Raw genomic sequence first — 16,689 nt, 5'->3', positions numbered from 1 at the left:
GGCAATACGATTAACCAAGAATGTAGACAAAGATAAATAGTCCAACCCATACCACATCAACAAAGTGCCAGTACCAACTGGAAGCTTCAAAACCGAAGCAATCATCGTGTTTGAAATGGCCTTTCAATACCGAGCGCAACCATTGTACCAATAACATGAAGGTACCCATTGTTACGTGCAAACCGTGAAACCCGGTCAACAGGAAGAAGGTTGTTCCGTAAATACCAGACTCAAGTGTCAAACCTAACTCGTGATAAGCATGTATATACTCATAAGCTTGAACAACAAGGAAGATCATACCCAATGCTACGGTTAAGCCTAACCATAGATTGAAAGCAGATTTTTTGTCATTTTTAAGCGCAACGTGAGCCATATGCACAGTCACTGACGACGTCATTAGGATGACGGTATTCCAGAACGGCAACCAACTACCCCAATTTCCGATACCAGGGTTACTCATGTTTTGCTCTGGGCCTAGAACATTAGCATTAGCGCCATTGACAGCCATGTCAGGTGTTGTCATTACTGGCCAGCTACCTTCGAACCCTTTCCATAGAAGTTCATTGGTTGGACCTTCAGATAACCAGGGAAGCGCGAAGTGGCGGATGTAAAACAATGCACCGAAAAACGCTGCAAAGAACATAACTTCGGAGAAAATAAACCAGCCCATGCCCCAAACGTAAGAGCGTTTTAACTGAGCGCTATTTAAGCCACGAATGTTTTCATCGATGGCAGCACCGAACCATTTGAATAAAATAAGACAAAAGAACGCGAGGCCGAGGAAAAAAATCGTCATGCCGCTGCCATCTTTGTCGTGAGTCATTTCGTTCAGCCACGAGCCCAAACCAAAGACCGTAAGAAATAAACCTAAAGAAGCAAAAAGCGGAAATTTGCTTTGCTCCGGTACGTAATAGGTTTCGTGTTGTTGTTCCATTAGTTGCTACCCCGCCTTATTCTTAAATTTGTACTGTTAGTGCGGTTAATTTGTCAGTGAGTTCTTCTTCATCAGAAAGGGGGTCTGATTCTTCTGCTCGACCCTCTTTTCTTTCAAGTTCCAGTTTTTTTGATGCTACGTAATCGGGAGATTCTTTGGTGACGTCAAACAAGGTATAGCTCAAGGTAATCACATTCACGCCCTTGGGCAGTTCCTGATCAACAATAAATCGCAACCCCAACTTTGCCTCTTCCCCCGGCCCCAGTGCCTGCCGGTTAAAACAAAAACACTCTGTCTTATGGAAGTAATCCGTCGCATTGCTGGGAACCAGACTAGGTACAGCCTGACCAACCATAATTTGTCCGGTCGGGTTCTGCGCGATGAAGTTAGTTGTCACCGCTTCGCCTGGATGCGCCTTTACGGAAAATACCTCGGGTTTAAAGCCCCAAGGCATGTTTTCGTTGTTGGTTCCAACAAACTGAACGGTAACGTATCTATTGGTATCGACTTTGACTTCGACCGCCTCGTATTTCCCTTTTGTTTTACCGTTTAAACCGGCGATATCACAAAAGAGGTTGTACAGAGGCGGCATGACCCACATGGCAAAAACAAACATCGCAATAACCAACCCCAACATCTTTAATGAGGTTAAAAGAACCGCTTTGTTTTCCTGTGAGCTAGCCATTTCGAAACTCCGCCCTCTACGTGCTCAAAATGCGCCGGATTTAACCGTGCGCATCTTCGTCTTTAATAACTGGAGGTGTGCTGAAGGTGTGGTATGGCGCTGGTGATGGTACCGTCCACTCCAAACCATGGGACCCTTCCCAGACGCGATCTGTCGCTTGTTTACCACTTACGATGGTGCGAATAACGATATACAGGAACAGTACCTGTGCCGCACCAAACAGGAAGGCACCCACAGATGAAATCATGTTCCAGTCTGCCCATAGCGGATTGTAGTCAGGAATACGACGAGGCATGCCCGCCAAGCCCGAGAAGTGCATGGGGAAGAAGGTGATATTCAAACCTGCAAACGCCAACCAGAAGTGGGTTTTTGCCAGTGTTTCGTCGTACATCTTGCCTGACCACTTGGGCAGCCAGTAGTACACGGCAGCTGTAATCGAGAAGATAGCACCCGGCACCAATACATAGTGGAAGTGAGCCACTACGAAATAGGTATCGTGGTATTGGAAATCCGCTGGCGCGATAGAAAGCATCAAACCAGAGAACCCACCAATTGTGAACAAAATAACGAAGGCGATGGAAAACATCATCGGCGCTTCAAATGTCATTGAGCCTTTGAACATGGTAGTTACCCAGTTAAAGACTTTTACACCAGTCGGTACAGCAATCAACATGGTTGCATACATGAACACCAGCTCGCCAAACAACGGCATGCCAACAGTGAACATGTGGTGAGCCCATACAATGAAGCTGAGGAATGCAATTGATGCTGTCGCGTATACCATTGAGGAGTAACCAAACAACGGCTTACGTGCGAAGGTTGGGATGATTGCACTGACCACACCAAACGCTGGCAGGATCATGATGTATACCTCAGGGTGACCAAAGAACCAGAACACGTGCTGGAACAATACCGGGTCACCACCACCCGCCGCGTCAAAGAAGCTGGTACCAAAGTGGATATCCATCAACATCATGGTTACTACACCCGCAAGTACAGGCATTACAGCAATCAACAGGTAAGCAGTAATCAACCATGTCCAGACAAACAGTGGCATTTTCATCAAAGTCATACCAGGAGCACGCATGTTCAGTATGGTTGCAACAATGTTAATTGCACCCATGATCGAACTGGCACCCATGATGTGAACCGCAAAGATGAAGAAAGTTACTGATGGTGGAGCATAAGTGGTAGATAGAGGAGCGTAGAATGTCCACCCGAAGTTAGGTGCACCGCCTTCCATGAATAGCGTTGAAGCCATCATGGCGAAAGCAAATGGAAGAATCCAGAAGCTCCAGTTGTTCATCCGCGGTAGCGCCATATCCGGAGCCCCAATCATCATTGGAATCATCCAGTTTGCCAGACCAACAAAGGCCGGCATCACCGCACCAAACACCATCACCAGGCCGTGCATGGTGGTCATTTGGTTGAAGAAGTTAGGCTCAACAATTTGCAATCCGGGCTGGAATAGTTCCGCACGGATCACAAGAGCAAAAACACCGCCAAGAAAAAACATGGCGAAACTAAACCATAGGTACATGCTACCTATGTCTTTGTGGTTGGTTGTGTATAACCAACGACCTATTCCTTTCGCAGGACCATGTGCCATAGTTACGACCCCCCTATTGGCCTTGCTTGGCGTTAACAATATCAATAGGCTGAACCAAGTCACCCATGTTATTGCCGAACGCGTTACGTTGGTAAGTGATTACTGCGGCTGCTTCAACTGGTGTTAACTGCTCGGCAAAGGCTTGCATCGCTGTTCCAGCAACACCTTTCAACACCACATTCAAATGGCCGGCAAGTTCACCCGTAGCGACTTTGCTGCCATTCATTGCCGGACCAACACCACCTTCACCATTTGCACCATGACACGCCGCACACTTGGCCGCATAGACTGATTCGCCTTCGGCAATCAGCTGATCAAAGGTAAGGGTTTGTTTGGCTGCCTCAGCAATTTCCAACGCTTTTTGTCTTTTTTCACCAATCCAACTATCGAATTCGGCTTGGGAGACAACGTGGACTTCAATAGGCATATATCCGTGATCTTTACCGCACAGTTCCGCACATTGACCGCGATAAACACCAGGTTCATCAACCTTGGTCCAGGCGGCATTAACGTAACCGGGAATCGCATCGCGCTTAACGGCAAGTTTGGGTACCCACCAGCTGTGGATAACATCAGCAGCGGTTACCAAAAAACGTACTTTTACGCCGGCAGGAATGACTAGAGGCTCGTCCACTTCCAATAGGTAGTTTTGGGACTTGTCGCCTTTAGCATAGATTTGATCTTTTGAATTCTTCGCCAAGTTCGAGAAGAAACTGACTTCTTGACCAAGATATTCGTATTTCCACTTCCACTGATAACCCGTGACAAGAACCTCTAGTTCTGCGTCTTCATGGTCATATATCTGTTTTAGTGTACTGGTAGCTGGTATAGCCATAGCGACCAGAATAATGACTGGAACAATTGTCCAGGCAAATTCGAGCGTTAAACTTTCGTGGAAGTTACTCGCTTGGGCACCGCGAGATTTCCTATGCATAAACATGCTGTAAAACATTGCGCCGAACACCAACACGCCGATTACACAACAGATAATCAGAATCAGCATATGCAGGTCATAAACGTTTTTACTTACAGATGTTACGCCCTCGGTCATATTTAGCTGCCACTCGTTACTTCCGGCAAACGACGGCAACGCCATCATCATCCCAGTAACAAACAGCAGAGCGAGCGACCGCTTGGAAGTACTTAACATCGCCCCGTCTCCGTTAGTTAGCCTATTTCTATTTTTATACTTCTTAAATCACGAGCTGTGGTATCGCGCATAAGCACATACCAAATACAACTGTGGGCCCTTTATCTGGTCGGGAAAACCAGTGTGTACAGAAAGCACACAAAAAGGGTGCGACAATTTGTCGCCGGCGGGTATTATAGGCGGGTTTTTGGAGAAAGTAAGTGTTTTTAAGCCATGCAGGGATCAAAATTAAGCCACATATAGCAAATCAATTCTTTTATTTAGATCAAAATACCCTTCAATTCACTACAAAAAATGAGGTTTTTCGCCTAATTCATCACCTGTTTGATGGTTTTTGTAGCGCCAGTTTTTTTTCGCTCTCCAATTAAGCTCATCTGAATTCTCTCTCATGCAGCCTAAGCTATTGAAAATATAAATAAAAACTAAGAGAAATTTACACATCAGTTTCTTACACTATGCCCGTCCAACCAACTCATCATTAGTAAAAAGGGCATAACATGACCAGCATTGATATAGGTATTAATGAACAGGATCGCTTAAGTATTGCCGAGGGACTAAAAAAGCTTCTAGCAGACTCCTACACACTCTATCTGCAAACACATAACTTCCACTGGAATGTCACTGGACCACAGTTTCGTGAAATGCACTTGATGTTTGAAGAGCATTACACCGAGTTAGCCGTAGCGGTGGACGATATCGCCGAGCGTATTCGCACTTTGGATGTACCAGCACCAGGCACCTATAAGGCGTTTGCCAAGTTAACGTCGATTAAAGAGATTGAAGGCGTGCCCAGCGCAGAGGAAATGGTGGACTACCTCACTCAAGGACACGAGCAAGTGGTTAAAACCGCTCGTGAAGTATTGAAGCTTGCACAGGATGCGAACGATGAATCAACTTCGGCGCTGGTTTCAGACAGAATGCGCATCCACGAAAAGACAGCCTGGATGCTCAGAGCAACTCGCAAATAGCATACCTTCATAAGCCCACGAAAGTGGGCTTTCTCTTATCTCTTCCTCCCGCCTCCAACCTTCGTACACCTTTAATCGATTTAAGTTTCGATACATCTCTTATTGATCGATTTGATTGATTGTAATCATTGATTTAATGACATTTATTTGAGAATGATTCTCATTATAATATAATTCAAAGAGACAGCTAATCAATCACAGGAGTACATAACATGGTTAAAACACTTTCATTTGCGTCACTGCATTTCAGTATCGCGTTTATCGTGACCTGGGTACTCACTGGCGATGTTCTAGTCGGCGGTCTGGTTGCTCTAGTCGAGCCAGCAATTAACAGCGTTGCATACTTCTTTCACGAAAAAGCCTGGAACTCCGCCAAAAAATCACAAACCAGTACAGACTTTGGGAGACTACAAAATGCCTAATGACATCATTATGATTCGTCACGCGCAAAGCACCTGGAACGCACAATCCAAGTTCACAGGCTGGGCCGATCCACCATTAACTACTCTCGGCGAAAGCGAAGCCGAAAGAGCCGCAGCCACTCTGGGAAGAGCGGGATACGTTTTTGACGTTGTATATACCTCAGTCCTGCAGCGAGCGCAGAAAACGGCCGATATTATTCTCGACGAACTTCAGCTAAACGATATACCCGTTCATTCTGACTGGCGACTAAACGAGAGACATTACGGTGGTTTGCAGGGGCTTGATAAGGTAGCAATGGCGAAAGATGTTGGCGAGAAACAGGTTCTTCGCTGGCGTAGAGGTTTTCTGGACATGCCACCAGCGCTCGAAGCAGAAGACGAACGCCACCCCCGCTTTGATGCTCGATATCAACACATTCCTTCGGAGAAACTACCATCCAGAGAAAATCTTCTGGACACGCAAAATCGCGCCAAGAGTTTCTGGCAAGACCGAATACCCTCGCATCTTGCGGCTGGGGATAAAGTACTTATCTCCTCTCACGGCAACACTCTGAGAGCACTGATAATGTTCTTAAGCGGAATGAGTGAAAAGGAAGTAGAGACATTCGAAATACCAACAGGTGTTCCCATCGTTTATCGCTTTGATAAAAACGGGCAGCCGGAGAGCTGGCACTATTTGGATTAACACTCATACGCTAGCACGCATCAATCGAAAGCCATTCATAAGCGGCTGGCTACATGACAAGGCTTAACTTTTATCTGCTGTTGGCGATCGATATACTTGCCCTCCCTCGCCAATAATAATGCATCACATGGCCCTAACTAATCTGAGCAACCTGCCCCATCGACAGGCATATAACCTGGCGTGGCCAATGATCGTCAGCAATCTTTCTATTCCCCTGCTTGGCTTGGTAGATACCGCAATGTTGGGCCATCTGGATAATCCACAGTTTCTCGGTGCAGTTGCTGTAGGCACGAATATCCTGGCCTTTGTTTATTGGGTTTTTTCTTTTCTACGCATGGGAACAACCAGCATTATCGGGCGGGCGCTCGGTGCCGGAAATACCCAGTTAATCAGTGATCAAGCCACCAATTACGGCCTTTTCGCGATGACCATTGGCCTGCTTCTGGTTTTATTTCAGGGCGTGGTTTTACCACTTGGGGTATGGTTGGTTGTCAAGGATTCCGCTATCTCGGAGATTGCTCTCAGTTATTGCCAAATACGCATTATTGGGGCTCCTGCGGTGATGCTCACCTATGTAATCGTGGGCTTGTTTATTGGCTTGCACAATACCAAAGTCCCGTTGCTCATCACTGTCACCGCCAACGTTACCAATATTGTGTTGGACTACCTGTTTATTGTGGTTTTAGGCAAAGCCGCGGTTGGAGCCGCAATCGCAACAGTGGTGGCAGAGTACCTCGGGCTATTGATTGCCGTGACTCTCTGCCTACGTCATTTTAGGGTATTGAATCTGCCCAAACCCCGTTTTGAGGGCATCTTCGCTTTCCAGCGCTGGAAAGACCTTATTGCCTATAACCGAGACCTGTTTATTCGTACCAGCGCTTTGCTATTCGCATTTAACTTTTTCACAGCACAGGGCGCAGCACAGGGGGCCGATGTTCTGGCGGCCAACGCGGTACTGATGCAACTGATGCTGTTCGTCGCTTTCGGCCTGGATGGCTATGCTCACGCCGCCGAAGCCATGGCAGCAAAAGCACTGGGTCAACAGAACCTTGAGGCATTTTTTCGTGCTTGCTGGGCAACCCTACTATCAGCGAGCGTTATTGCTTTTGGTTATACAGCATTTTTTATTTTTAGTAGAAACTGGCTTATTGCGCTACTTACCGATATTCCTAGCGTCACCGTACTCGCAAAAACCTATTACCTTTGGATTATTCTCATTCCATTAGCCAGTGTCTGGTGCTATTTGTTGGATGGCATTTTTATTGGTGCAGGTAAAACAGGCACAATGCGCAATTGGATGTTAATCGCAGTATTCGGAGTATTCTTACCTTTATGGGCGGTATTTGGACAAGACTCGAATCACGGCCTCTGGTTGAGTTTCGTCATGTTCAATTTTTTTCGGGGAGCCTCCCTCGCTGTTTCATTTTTATTGATGACAAAACATAACAAATGGTATGCCTGAAAACAGGAAAACCCATAACTTATGCACTATATTTATAGAAGCCAGCTATTTGATAACCATTGTATTAGAGCTTTTATTTTTTTGCGTGCACATACTATAAAGAATAACTTATTTAGTTTTTTGTATTCTATCGCCTTGTAATTACAGCAAAATTGTATAATTTGTTGTCCAGGGCCCTGCAGAAGTATCGAACATAAGGGCTAACATCCAGAAATCGATAATATTCCTGCAGGTAAGGTAATAAGCCTATGCACATGTTGGCATATGTAAATTGCCTTTGAACTATGACTGAGAAACGAATCTTGCACATCCGAGACTCTATAGCGATTGCTCGACAGAGGGAAAACGAGACCAACGCACTACAGAATTTTCTCAAAGCTCGAATCGATGCTTTGCATCACCTTATATCCTTACCTGAAGAAAATGCCTCTCAGGCGCTGCTTAACTTCGTAACCAGTTATATAGAACACGTTCCAGACTTTGTTGAAGCTTTGGAAGATATCACCAAGTCAGCAGGTATTTACCAATACACACAGCACTTTATACATATTGCTGAAGATTATTTTATTCAGCCACCTGAACTGGTAACTCACCACTCAGGGATGCACGCATTAATCGATGAGGCCTATCTGGCTCACAGGTTAATGGAAGAAGTGAATGATCGGATTATGATGGCTTGCGGTGTTCCACTTTCCCCCATGGACATGACGCTTTCTAATATCGTCGTTCACGACTTGCTCGGCGATGACTTCGCAAACCAGTTGGACTTAGCTGTGCACTATTCCATTGAAGCACTTTTTCAAACGGACGACTTTTTAAAAGACACCGCTTTCCAAAAGTATGTCACTCAACATAAAAGCCAGGGTTGGAGGTATGAACTGGATAAGTGGCCGTGTCTTGCTGGTGATTCACTGATTACACTTAATTTAACCAGTACCATAGCATCAGAGTCTTACCATTAAATCTGTAGTAAAACGATATAAGACTCTGCCGGGCCCTCTTGTCACATTCCGTTAATAAATAACTTTTCTTCTCATTTTTTGTGTCAGTACAAAAATCCTCAAATCATCCGTTGAGGTATTTCATTATTAACCCGTTAAATTAATGCAGTCTGCTCATGCTCTGGGATCCTCATCATCAAAAAAGGAAATGAGAAAGCTGCACAATTATTCAAACCTAAGGGGAAAAATAATGATAATACCGAATAGGCTCCAAAAACTGAGCGCAGTGATACCTCTCATTGTATTTTCTGCCGCAGCAAACTCGGCCGACCTTGTAGATTTACGTAATGACTACACACTTCTTCAGCGAGCCCAACAAGCCATTCAAGGCCCAACGGTCAGAAGCGTAACCAGTAATATCAGCCAGGCTATTGGATTAAGTAACGATGAAAACCTGGTACTGGAACGATCCCGCTTTGATGCAGATACAGGACTTACTCACCAAAGATATATTCAAACCTATAAAACAATTCCCGTTTGGGGAACACGTGTTATTACAACACAAGGCTCAAACCGATCGATATCTCAATTACATGGCAATGCCGTACTCGGTGTTGATGCGGAAGTTCAGGATACACAACCCGCTTTTTCGGCCGACACGGTATTAAATGATGTAAAGAAAAATCATACCCAAAAAATTGACCCTCAGGGTGCCTGGGAATTTCATTCCGAATCCAGCGACTTGGTGATTTATGTCGACGATCAAGACACATCACACCTTGCATATGCGGTTTCATTTTTTGCTGATGTAAACGGCGGTGGTCATCCTACACGTCCAACGTACATCATTGATGCAAAGAGTGGAGACACGCTCTTTACTTTCGAAGGTCTCGCCCATGTTAAACAAGGCACAGGCCCAGGAGGTAATCAAAAAATCGGCCGTTATTATTACGGAACGGATTACGACAAGCTTGATGTTACCGTGAGTGGCAGCACCTATATCATGGAAAACACCAATGTTAAAACTGTTAACTTAAACCACGGCACAACGGGTACCCAGGCCTATTCTTTTCAGGGGCCGGAAAATACGGTAAAGGAAATTAACGGCGCCTATTCACCACTGAACGATGCACACTATTTTGGTGGTGTTGTTTTCGATATGTATCAAAATTGGTACAACACGCGTCCACTGTCATTCAAGCTCACCATGCGTGTGCATTACAGCAGCAATTATGACAACGCGTTTTGGAACGGACGTGAAATGACGTTTGGTGATGGCGGTTCGTTATTTTATCCACTTACCAGCCTCGATGTTTCTTCTCACGAAGTCAGCCATGGTTTTACCGAACAAAACGCCGGATTAATTTATGAAAACCAATCCGGTGGTATTAACGAATCTTTTTCCGATATGGCTGGCGAAGCTGCAGAATTCTATATGCGTGGCACTAATGATTGGTTAGTCGGATATGAGTTGCGTAAATCTGGCACCGCTCTGCGTTATTTTGAAGATCCAACCCGAGACGGCAGTTCCATTGGTCATGTCAGCAATTACTATCCAGGCATGGATGTTCACCACAGTAGCGGCGTATTTAATAAAGCCTTCTATCACTTGGCGACTACTCCCGGTTGGGATACACGCAAAGCTTTTGAAATTTTTGTCAAAGCCAATCAAAGCTATTGGGGGCCAAGCACCAACTATCAACAGGGTGCTCAAGGCGCTCGCGACGCTGCACAAAGCCTCGGCTATAATCTGGACGATGTGGCAGCGGCATTTGCCAAAGTAGGTATCACCGTTGCTGGCGGCGGTAGCAGTAGCTCATCCAGTTCGAGCAGTAGCAGCTCCTCCTCATCGTCATCCAGCTCGTCTTCCAGTTCTGGCGGTGGACAATGTACAGCACCACAATATTCAGCCGGTACGGCATATTCCGTTGGACAACAAGTCTCAAACCAAAACAACCAGTATCGCTGTGATGTTTCTGGCTGGTGTTCGTCATCTTCTGCGTGGGCCTATGAACCCGGTGTTGGCCTCTATTGGAACACCGCGTGGACACAAACCGGTAGTTGCTCCGGCTCTTCTACCTCGTCGTCCAGTTCGAGCGGTTCGTCGTCGACCTCATCAAGTTCTTCATCGTCATCCAGCTCCAGTAGTTCATCAAGTTCCAGCTCTAGCGGAGGAAATATTTGTACTAGCCCAACATGGAATGCGGCTGATGTGTACTTAAATGGTGACAAGGTGAGCCTGAATAATGTCGAGTATCAAGCGCAATGGTGGAATCAGGGTGCCAACCCTGAACAAAATTCAGGACCTTGGCAGGTATGGGAAGTAATCGGTTCTTGCATGTAAGATAAGATTAGCCAAAAAAAAGCCCAGTTTTTACTGGGCTTTTTTATCGTGAAAATAAAACGTTAACTTTCTGCTTTTTTACGCAAAGCGAATTTAAGTACCATAGTACCGAAAATACCGGAAACCAATGACCCTAGAACAATCCCCAAACGCTCGTCAAATAATCTATCCACACCCGATTCTTCAAACGCAAGTGAACCAATAAACAAGCTCATAGTGAAACCAATACCGCAGAGTATGGAAACACCGTATAAGGACATCCAGTTTGTTTGTTTCGGCAGTTTCGCCCAACCCATTTTGATACCGAACCAACAAAACGCAAAGACACCAAATTGTTTACCAAGAAACAGTCCCAAAACAATGCCGAGTGTTACGTCGTGTGTAAGCTGATCAATACCAACCGTTGAGAAGTTAATTCCCGAGTTACAAAAAGCAAAAACCGGAAGAATAAAAAAGGATACTGTTGAATGCAGATCATGTTCCAAGCGTCTAACGGGTGACACTGTCGGGTCATCTTCCGAACGCATCGGAATAAACATTGCCAAAAGCACACCGGTTAAGGTTGCATGCACGCCAGACTTCAACATAGCGATCCACATAATTATACCCAGTACCGCGTACAAACCTTTTTCACATACGCATCGACGGTTAAGAATAAAAAGTATCGCCGTACACACAGCGACAATAATTAACGCTGTGATGGAAATTTTACTGGTATAAAACAATGCGATGATAACAATCGCGCCAACATCATCAAAGATAGCCAGGGAAGTCAAAAACACCTTCAAACTCAATGGCACTCTGCTACCTAATAAAGCCAAAACGCCCAAGGCAAAAGCGATATCCGTCGCTGCTGGAATCGCCCAGCCACTCACAGATGACGGGTTGTTATAGTTGAATGCAACGTATATAAGCGCAGGAATCGCCATACCACCCAAGGCTCCCAGGCCAGGGAGAATGATATTGCGTTTATCCTTTAACTCACCTTCCAGAAACTCTCGCTTCAGCTCCAGCCCTACATGAAGGAAAAATACCGCCATCAAACCGTCGTTCACCCACAACAGTAATGGCTTGGCAATATCCAAAGCACCAACCCGCACTTGAACGGGAATATCAATAAGCAGCGTGTAATACACTTTAAGGGGGCTGTTTGCCGCGATAACCGCAACCACCGCGGCTATCATCAACAGGATCCCCGGAGCGGATTCCTTTTTAAAGAAACGATCAATAGCACTCATTTTGTGCGTCATATAAGTACAGCCTCAATCTCAGTCGATCAATTTTAATAGTCAGGATTTGATATCCGGATCAAACAAACTGCGGTGCATTGTATAACAAATGTCCGCGAGAATAAGGTCATTCGAACCGAGATTTAGGACGATAATCTGTCCCGGGTCATAGCAAAAGGCTACTTCTGTACCACATAGCGTAATATTTCTACAACTTGTTGCGGTGTTTGGGCCCACGCCATTGCAGCACCATCCACTTCTTTCAGAGGATGAACGATATCGTCATTATGCAAGGTGATGAAAGGCTTTGCCAAAGCGGCACAATAACCCGCATCAAATGCGGCATTCCACTGCTTATACTTATCACCAAAGCGGATAACCGCTAAATCGCAACGCTCAATAAGACTCTTAGTTCGAATCCCATTCACCTTGGCAGACTTATGATCGCGCCAAAAACTATTTGCTTCTTCGCCAAGTACATCACCCGCCGCATCACTCGCCTCGTGATTGGTTACTGCAGAAGTAAAATGAATAGGCAAGGATAACTGCTGACAACCCGCAATAATCTGTTCTCGCCAATCCGTGTGAATTTCTCCGGATAAATATACTTCCCATTCCACAGGGCACCTCCTCATTGGTAAACGGTTTTTCCCGCTTTTCCCGTCATTCCATAAAAATAATTGTAGTCATACAAAAAAAGCGACGGCACTGATTGCACATCGCTTTTCATAATAACACTATGAGTGTGAGAAATTAAAAACGGAACCGGGCAATAATACGTGTCTCGGTACCCGTTTGGGATGAGTCTTGAGTCGTTTCGTTTTCGTTGTTGTCGGTTTCTGTCGATTGATAATACCATTCGGCCTCACCGCCAACAGAAAACTTTTCCGTTAAAAAGTATTCAAAACCAAGAGTCGGTGCAATACGATATCCAGACGTATCGTATTTAACCGAAGACGATTCCAACTCTCTGGAGATATAACTCAAGCGCGCGCCGTAGTATCCACTCACATTACTCACAACAGACGCCCGCCCGAATAAACCCACTCCCAATTCATAATTGGTAGATTCGATTTTATCATTCGCTACAAATTCAGTGTTGTAGTCGGTTTCAGTTTCTGAATACCCGTAACGGAATAAAGGCTCAATGCGAAAGTGTTTACCTGCATCAATAGGCACATAGATTGTCACATCATCACTTGTAGCAGACATACCAACGCCGGCACCGGCAAAAGCGGTAGATGACAAACATACAGCAGAAAAAGCGATGGCTTTTAATGTGTTTTTCATAAAATTTCCTTTTCACTATACATGGAGTTACTGATTAAAAATCGCTCGAATGTGATTTCGATTTTTAATCGCCAATTTTGTCTCAGCAAAATTGGCGGCCGAGTATATTAAAAAGAAAGTTGTGGGTCAGTAAGAATGCGCACACTTGCGCCATGATTCTTGGGTTTACCAGGATTTCTGGCATCCCAATCTACCAAACCCTGTCTTGCGCCGTTTTGACTCCATTTAAGTAAGTGCGAACGCGGCGGCTCCTGCAGCTCACCCTCGTCTAAAAAAATCTCTCTTAGCGATAACAATGCAAATACTCGACGTTGAATATGCGCCGTATTTGGATTTGTATCAGCGATAGGATCACCAGTAATTCCCGTTAATAATCGCGCATAGATGTAATACTCTGCTGCGGCAAAATCAAAATTCGTCGGGTCGTTAATTCGTCTATGAGCGTAAATTTTACAAAATAAACTCGCGACCTTTTGCGTTATAGTTGCTCCGCTTTCTTCAATGATCGAACTATCAATAAAACGGGTTACGTCATAGTCATTGATTAACTGTTCAGTTCGAACAACTTCGTTTTCTTCTTCCTTTTCGTTTTCATTCATAACATCAAATTCATTCTTGGGGAGGAAAATTCAAAACTTGTACTTCAGCTTGTTTTTCCTCTTCTGTTTTATTCACTCTGGTTTCTAGTTCTCTAGGTTGTTGTTGGATATGCATCACATCCTTAAAACCACATGCCACACATTCACGGACGTTTTTATCACTCTCCATGTAGAGCACTAATTTATCCATCTCCCCACAGGAAGGGCACACCGCGCCCGCAATAAATCGTTTTTTACTCATAACTTAACTCACTATACCACCGTGACGAAGTAATGGCTCAACACTGGGTTTTCTACCTCGGAAATTAATAAACAGTTCCATCGCATCCCGCGAACCGCCCTGTTGCAAAATTTCCTGTAAAAATTTATTACCCGTCGCATTGTCGAAAATGCCGTTTGCTTCAAATAGTGAAAATGCATCGGCAGATAACACTTCCGCCCATTTATAACTGTAGTAACCCGCCGCGTAACCTCCGGCAAAAATATGGCTAAAACTATTTTGAAACCGGTTGTATGAAGGGGGAGTTAACACCGAGACCTGTTGACGAACATCATTCAGCACCTGCTGTACGCCTTGATACCCTTCGGTATCAAATTCCATATGCAGTCGAAAATCAAACAATGCAAATTCCAATTGCCTCATTAAAAACATAGCAGAGTGAAAGTTCTTAGCCGCCAGAAGGCTATTCAATTTTTCTTCAGGTAATGGCTCTCCAGTTTCGTAATGACCAGAAAGAAACTCCAGCACTTCTTTTTCCCAACACCAGTTTTCTAAAAACTGGCTGGGTAGTTCCACTGCATCCCAGGCGACTCCGTTAATTCCACTTACCGCTGCAACATCTATTTCGGATAACATGTGGTGTAAACCATGACCAAACTCATGGAAGAGCGTCACCACATCATCATGTTTTAACAATGCAGGCTTACCATCAATTGCAGGGCTAAAATTGCAAACTAAAAACGCAACAGGATGTTGAACACCATTCCCAGTATTTCTTCGAACCCGGCAATCGGCCATCCATGCACCACCTCGCTTTTTCTCTCGTGCGAATAAGTCCAGATAAAAGCTTGCCACTTTCTTCCCTTCTTTTTTGATATCGAAAAAGTGAACATCCTGATGCCAGGTTTCCACTTCACTGTTTTCAACGATATCAATAGCAAATAGTTTCTTGGCTACGGTAAATAACCCCGAGAGCACTTTCTCCACAGGAAAGTATGGGCGTAACTCCTCCTGAGAAATATTGTAGCGAGATTCTTTTAATCGCTCGGCGTAGAATGCAAGATCCCAGGCTTCGAGATTGTCGAGTTGATAAGTATCTCGTGCAAACTCTTTTAGTTCAGCTATTTCTTTTTCCGCAACTGGTTTTCCTTTATTCGCCAAGTCAGTGAGAAAATCAATTACTTCGCTGGTTGTCTCTGCCATTTTTGGTGCAATGGATTTTTCAGCAAAGTTTTTAAAGCCGAGCAATTCTGCTAACTCTTTACGTAGCTCCAATATCTTGTCAATGATCTGGTCGTTATTCCATTTGTCTCGCCCCTCTTCCGCGAATGGGCCAAGGTTGGAAGCACGAGTACAAAACGCCTGGTACATCGTCTTGCGCAGTTCTCTGGATTTGGCCTGAGTGAGTACCGCGTGATAAACCGGTACATCCAATGTCAATACATAACCGGATATTTGCTTGCTCTCTGCACGCTGCTTAGCCGCCTGGATATCCATGTCGGATAAACCATCAAGCTCGCTCACATCTTCTGCAACATAGAACCAACCATGCGTCGCATCCAACACGTTGTTCGCAAACTGCGTCATCAGTTTGGACAGCTCACTGCGTATTTCTCCGTAGCGTTCTTTTTCTTTGCCTTCTAACGCCACACCGGCCAATTTAAAATCACGAACGGCGTTTTCGATGGTTTTTTTCTGTGGTTGTGAAAGTGCATTAAACCCTGCCGATTCCTTTAACTGAACATACGCTTGGTATAGCGTTTTGTTTTGCCCCATCTTGGTATTGTAAGCGGTAAGAAGTTGCTCCGCTTCTTCGTAGGCTGTCCGTAAGTCATCAGAATTCATCACCGCATTAAGCAGGCTTACCGGCGACCAGGCCTTCTCTAAGTTATCGTCCCACTCTTCGATGGGGCTCACCAGATTTTCCCAAGTTACCTGGCCATCATTGAGATCATTCAACAACTGCTCCAGGTTTTTTTCCGATTGTTCAATTAATGTTTTTATCGCCGGAACGATATGCTCAGTTTTTATGCGGGAGAATTCCGGTAAGCTGGCACCAGCCAGAAGAGGATTGGTCGAATTCATAGAACTTCTCTGCAACCTTTTAGTCAGTATTTGGGTATTATTACTACTTGGTGTAGTTATGGAGGC

The 16,689-nt window shown here is 44.9% G+C and carries 16 protein-coding genes; 6 read left to right on the top strand and 10 right to left on the bottom strand.

The genetic code is table 11. The features are described from left to right. Positions 1–10 precede the first annotated feature (10 nt). From P5V12_RS19805 to coxB, 4 genes are read right to left on the bottom strand one after another with little or no spacing between them, the layout of a single operon-like run. Complete coding sequence (locus tag P5V12_RS19805; RefSeq protein WP_316954809.1) at positions 11–934, bottom strand: cytochrome c oxidase subunit 3; 924 nt, start codon at positions 932–934, stop codon at positions 11–13. Positions 935–956: 22 nt separating this feature from the next. Continuing rightward, entirely contained in the window at positions 957–1,619 is a 663-nt protein-coding gene (locus P5V12_RS19800) for a cytochrome c oxidase assembly protein (protein ID WP_316954808.1), read from the bottom strand. Positions 1,620–1,659: 40 nt separating this feature from the next. After that, positions 1,660–3,228: a cytochrome c oxidase subunit I gene (gene ctaD / locus P5V12_RS19795; protein WP_316954807.1), complete on the bottom strand. Its 1,569-nt coding sequence runs from the start codon at positions 3,226–3,228 to the stop codon at positions 1,660–1,662. 13 nt (positions 3,229–3,241) lie between these two features. Next, on the bottom strand, positions 3,242–4,378 hold the full coding sequence (gene coxB / locus P5V12_RS19790) for a cytochrome c oxidase subunit II (protein ID WP_316954806.1): 1,137 nt from the start codon (positions 4,376–4,378) through the stop codon (positions 3,242–3,244). A gap of 497 nt (positions 4,379–4,875) precedes the next feature. On the opposite strand from coxB, the gene P5V12_RS19785 reads away from it, so the two are divergent. From P5V12_RS19785 to P5V12_RS19760, 6 genes are all read left to right on the top strand, one after another. Continuing rightward, entirely contained in the window at positions 4,876–5,346 is a 471-nt protein-coding gene (locus P5V12_RS19785; RefSeq protein ID WP_316954805.1) for a Dps family protein, read from the top strand. A gap of 212 nt (positions 5,347–5,558) precedes the next feature. Further along, positions 5,559–5,768 (top strand): DUF2061 domain-containing protein, encoded by a 210-nt coding sequence (locus P5V12_RS19780; RefSeq protein WP_316954804.1) that lies wholly within the window; start codon positions 5,559–5,561, stop codon positions 5,766–5,768. After that, entirely contained in the window at positions 5,761–6,453 is a 693-nt protein-coding gene (locus tag P5V12_RS19775; RefSeq protein ID WP_316954803.1) for a 2,3-bisphosphoglycerate-dependent phosphoglycerate mutase, read from the top strand. The genes P5V12_RS19780 and P5V12_RS19775 overlap by 8 nt, the downstream gene beginning before the upstream one ends. A 127-nt stretch (positions 6,454–6,580) precedes the next feature. After that, positions 6,581–7,915, top strand: coding sequence for an MATE family efflux transporter (locus P5V12_RS19770; RefSeq protein ID WP_316954802.1), 1,335 nt, complete (start codon positions 6,581–6,583; stop codon positions 7,913–7,915). Between the two features lie 302 nt (positions 7,916–8,217). Beyond that, complete coding sequence (locus P5V12_RS19765) at positions 8,218–8,877, top strand: hypothetical protein (protein WP_316954801.1); 660 nt, start codon at positions 8,218–8,220, stop codon at positions 8,875–8,877. Positions 8,878–9,106: 229 nt separating this feature from the next. Beyond that, complete coding sequence (locus tag P5V12_RS19760) at positions 9,107–11,200, top strand: M4 family metallopeptidase (RefSeq protein WP_316954800.1); 2,094 nt, start codon at positions 9,107–9,109, stop codon at positions 11,198–11,200. A 62-nt stretch (positions 11,201–11,262) separates the two neighbouring features. On the opposite strand, the gene nhaA is transcribed toward P5V12_RS19760, so the two are convergent. The 6 genes from nhaA to P5V12_RS19730 all read right to left on the bottom strand — a co-directional run bounded on the left by nhaA (position 11,263) and on the right by P5V12_RS19730 (position 16,623). After that, positions 11,263–12,450: a Na+/H+ antiporter NhaA gene (gene nhaA, locus P5V12_RS19755; protein ID WP_410483305.1), complete on the bottom strand. Its 1,188-nt coding sequence runs from the start codon at positions 12,448–12,450 to the stop codon at positions 11,263–11,265. A 158-nt stretch (positions 12,451–12,608) separates the two neighbouring features. Next, positions 12,609–13,049 (bottom strand): YtoQ family protein, encoded by a 441-nt coding sequence (locus tag P5V12_RS19750; RefSeq protein WP_316954799.1) that lies wholly within the window; start codon positions 13,047–13,049, stop codon positions 12,609–12,611. A gap of 133 nt (positions 13,050–13,182) precedes the next feature. After that, entirely contained in the window at positions 13,183–13,719 is a 537-nt protein-coding gene (locus P5V12_RS19745) for a hypothetical protein (RefSeq protein ID WP_316954798.1), read from the bottom strand. A gap of 107 nt (positions 13,720–13,826) precedes the next feature. After that, entirely contained in the window at positions 13,827–14,318 is a 492-nt protein-coding gene (locus P5V12_RS19740) for a hypothetical protein (RefSeq protein ID WP_316954797.1), read from the bottom strand. A 10-nt stretch (positions 14,319–14,328) separates the two neighbouring features. Then, entirely contained in the window at positions 14,329–14,559 is a 231-nt protein-coding gene (locus tag P5V12_RS19735; RefSeq protein WP_316954796.1) for a YheV family putative zinc ribbon protein, read from the bottom strand. A 3-nt stretch (positions 14,560–14,562) separates the two neighbouring features. Continuing rightward, positions 14,563–16,623, bottom strand: a complete 2,061-nt coding sequence (locus P5V12_RS19730) for a M3 family metallopeptidase (RefSeq protein WP_316954795.1) — start codon at positions 16,621–16,623, stop codon at positions 14,563–14,565. Positions 16,624–16,689: the final 66 nt, after the last annotated feature.

Origin of the sequence: Teredinibacter sp. KSP-S5-2 (assembly GCF_032773895.1) — a bacterium.
In the GTDB taxonomy this organism is placed as follows: Bacteria; Pseudomonadota; Gammaproteobacteria; order Pseudomonadales; family Cellvibrionaceae.
The sequence above is the reverse complement of the archived record's forward strand: the minus strand, read 5'-3'. Positions and strand labels throughout refer to the sequence as shown.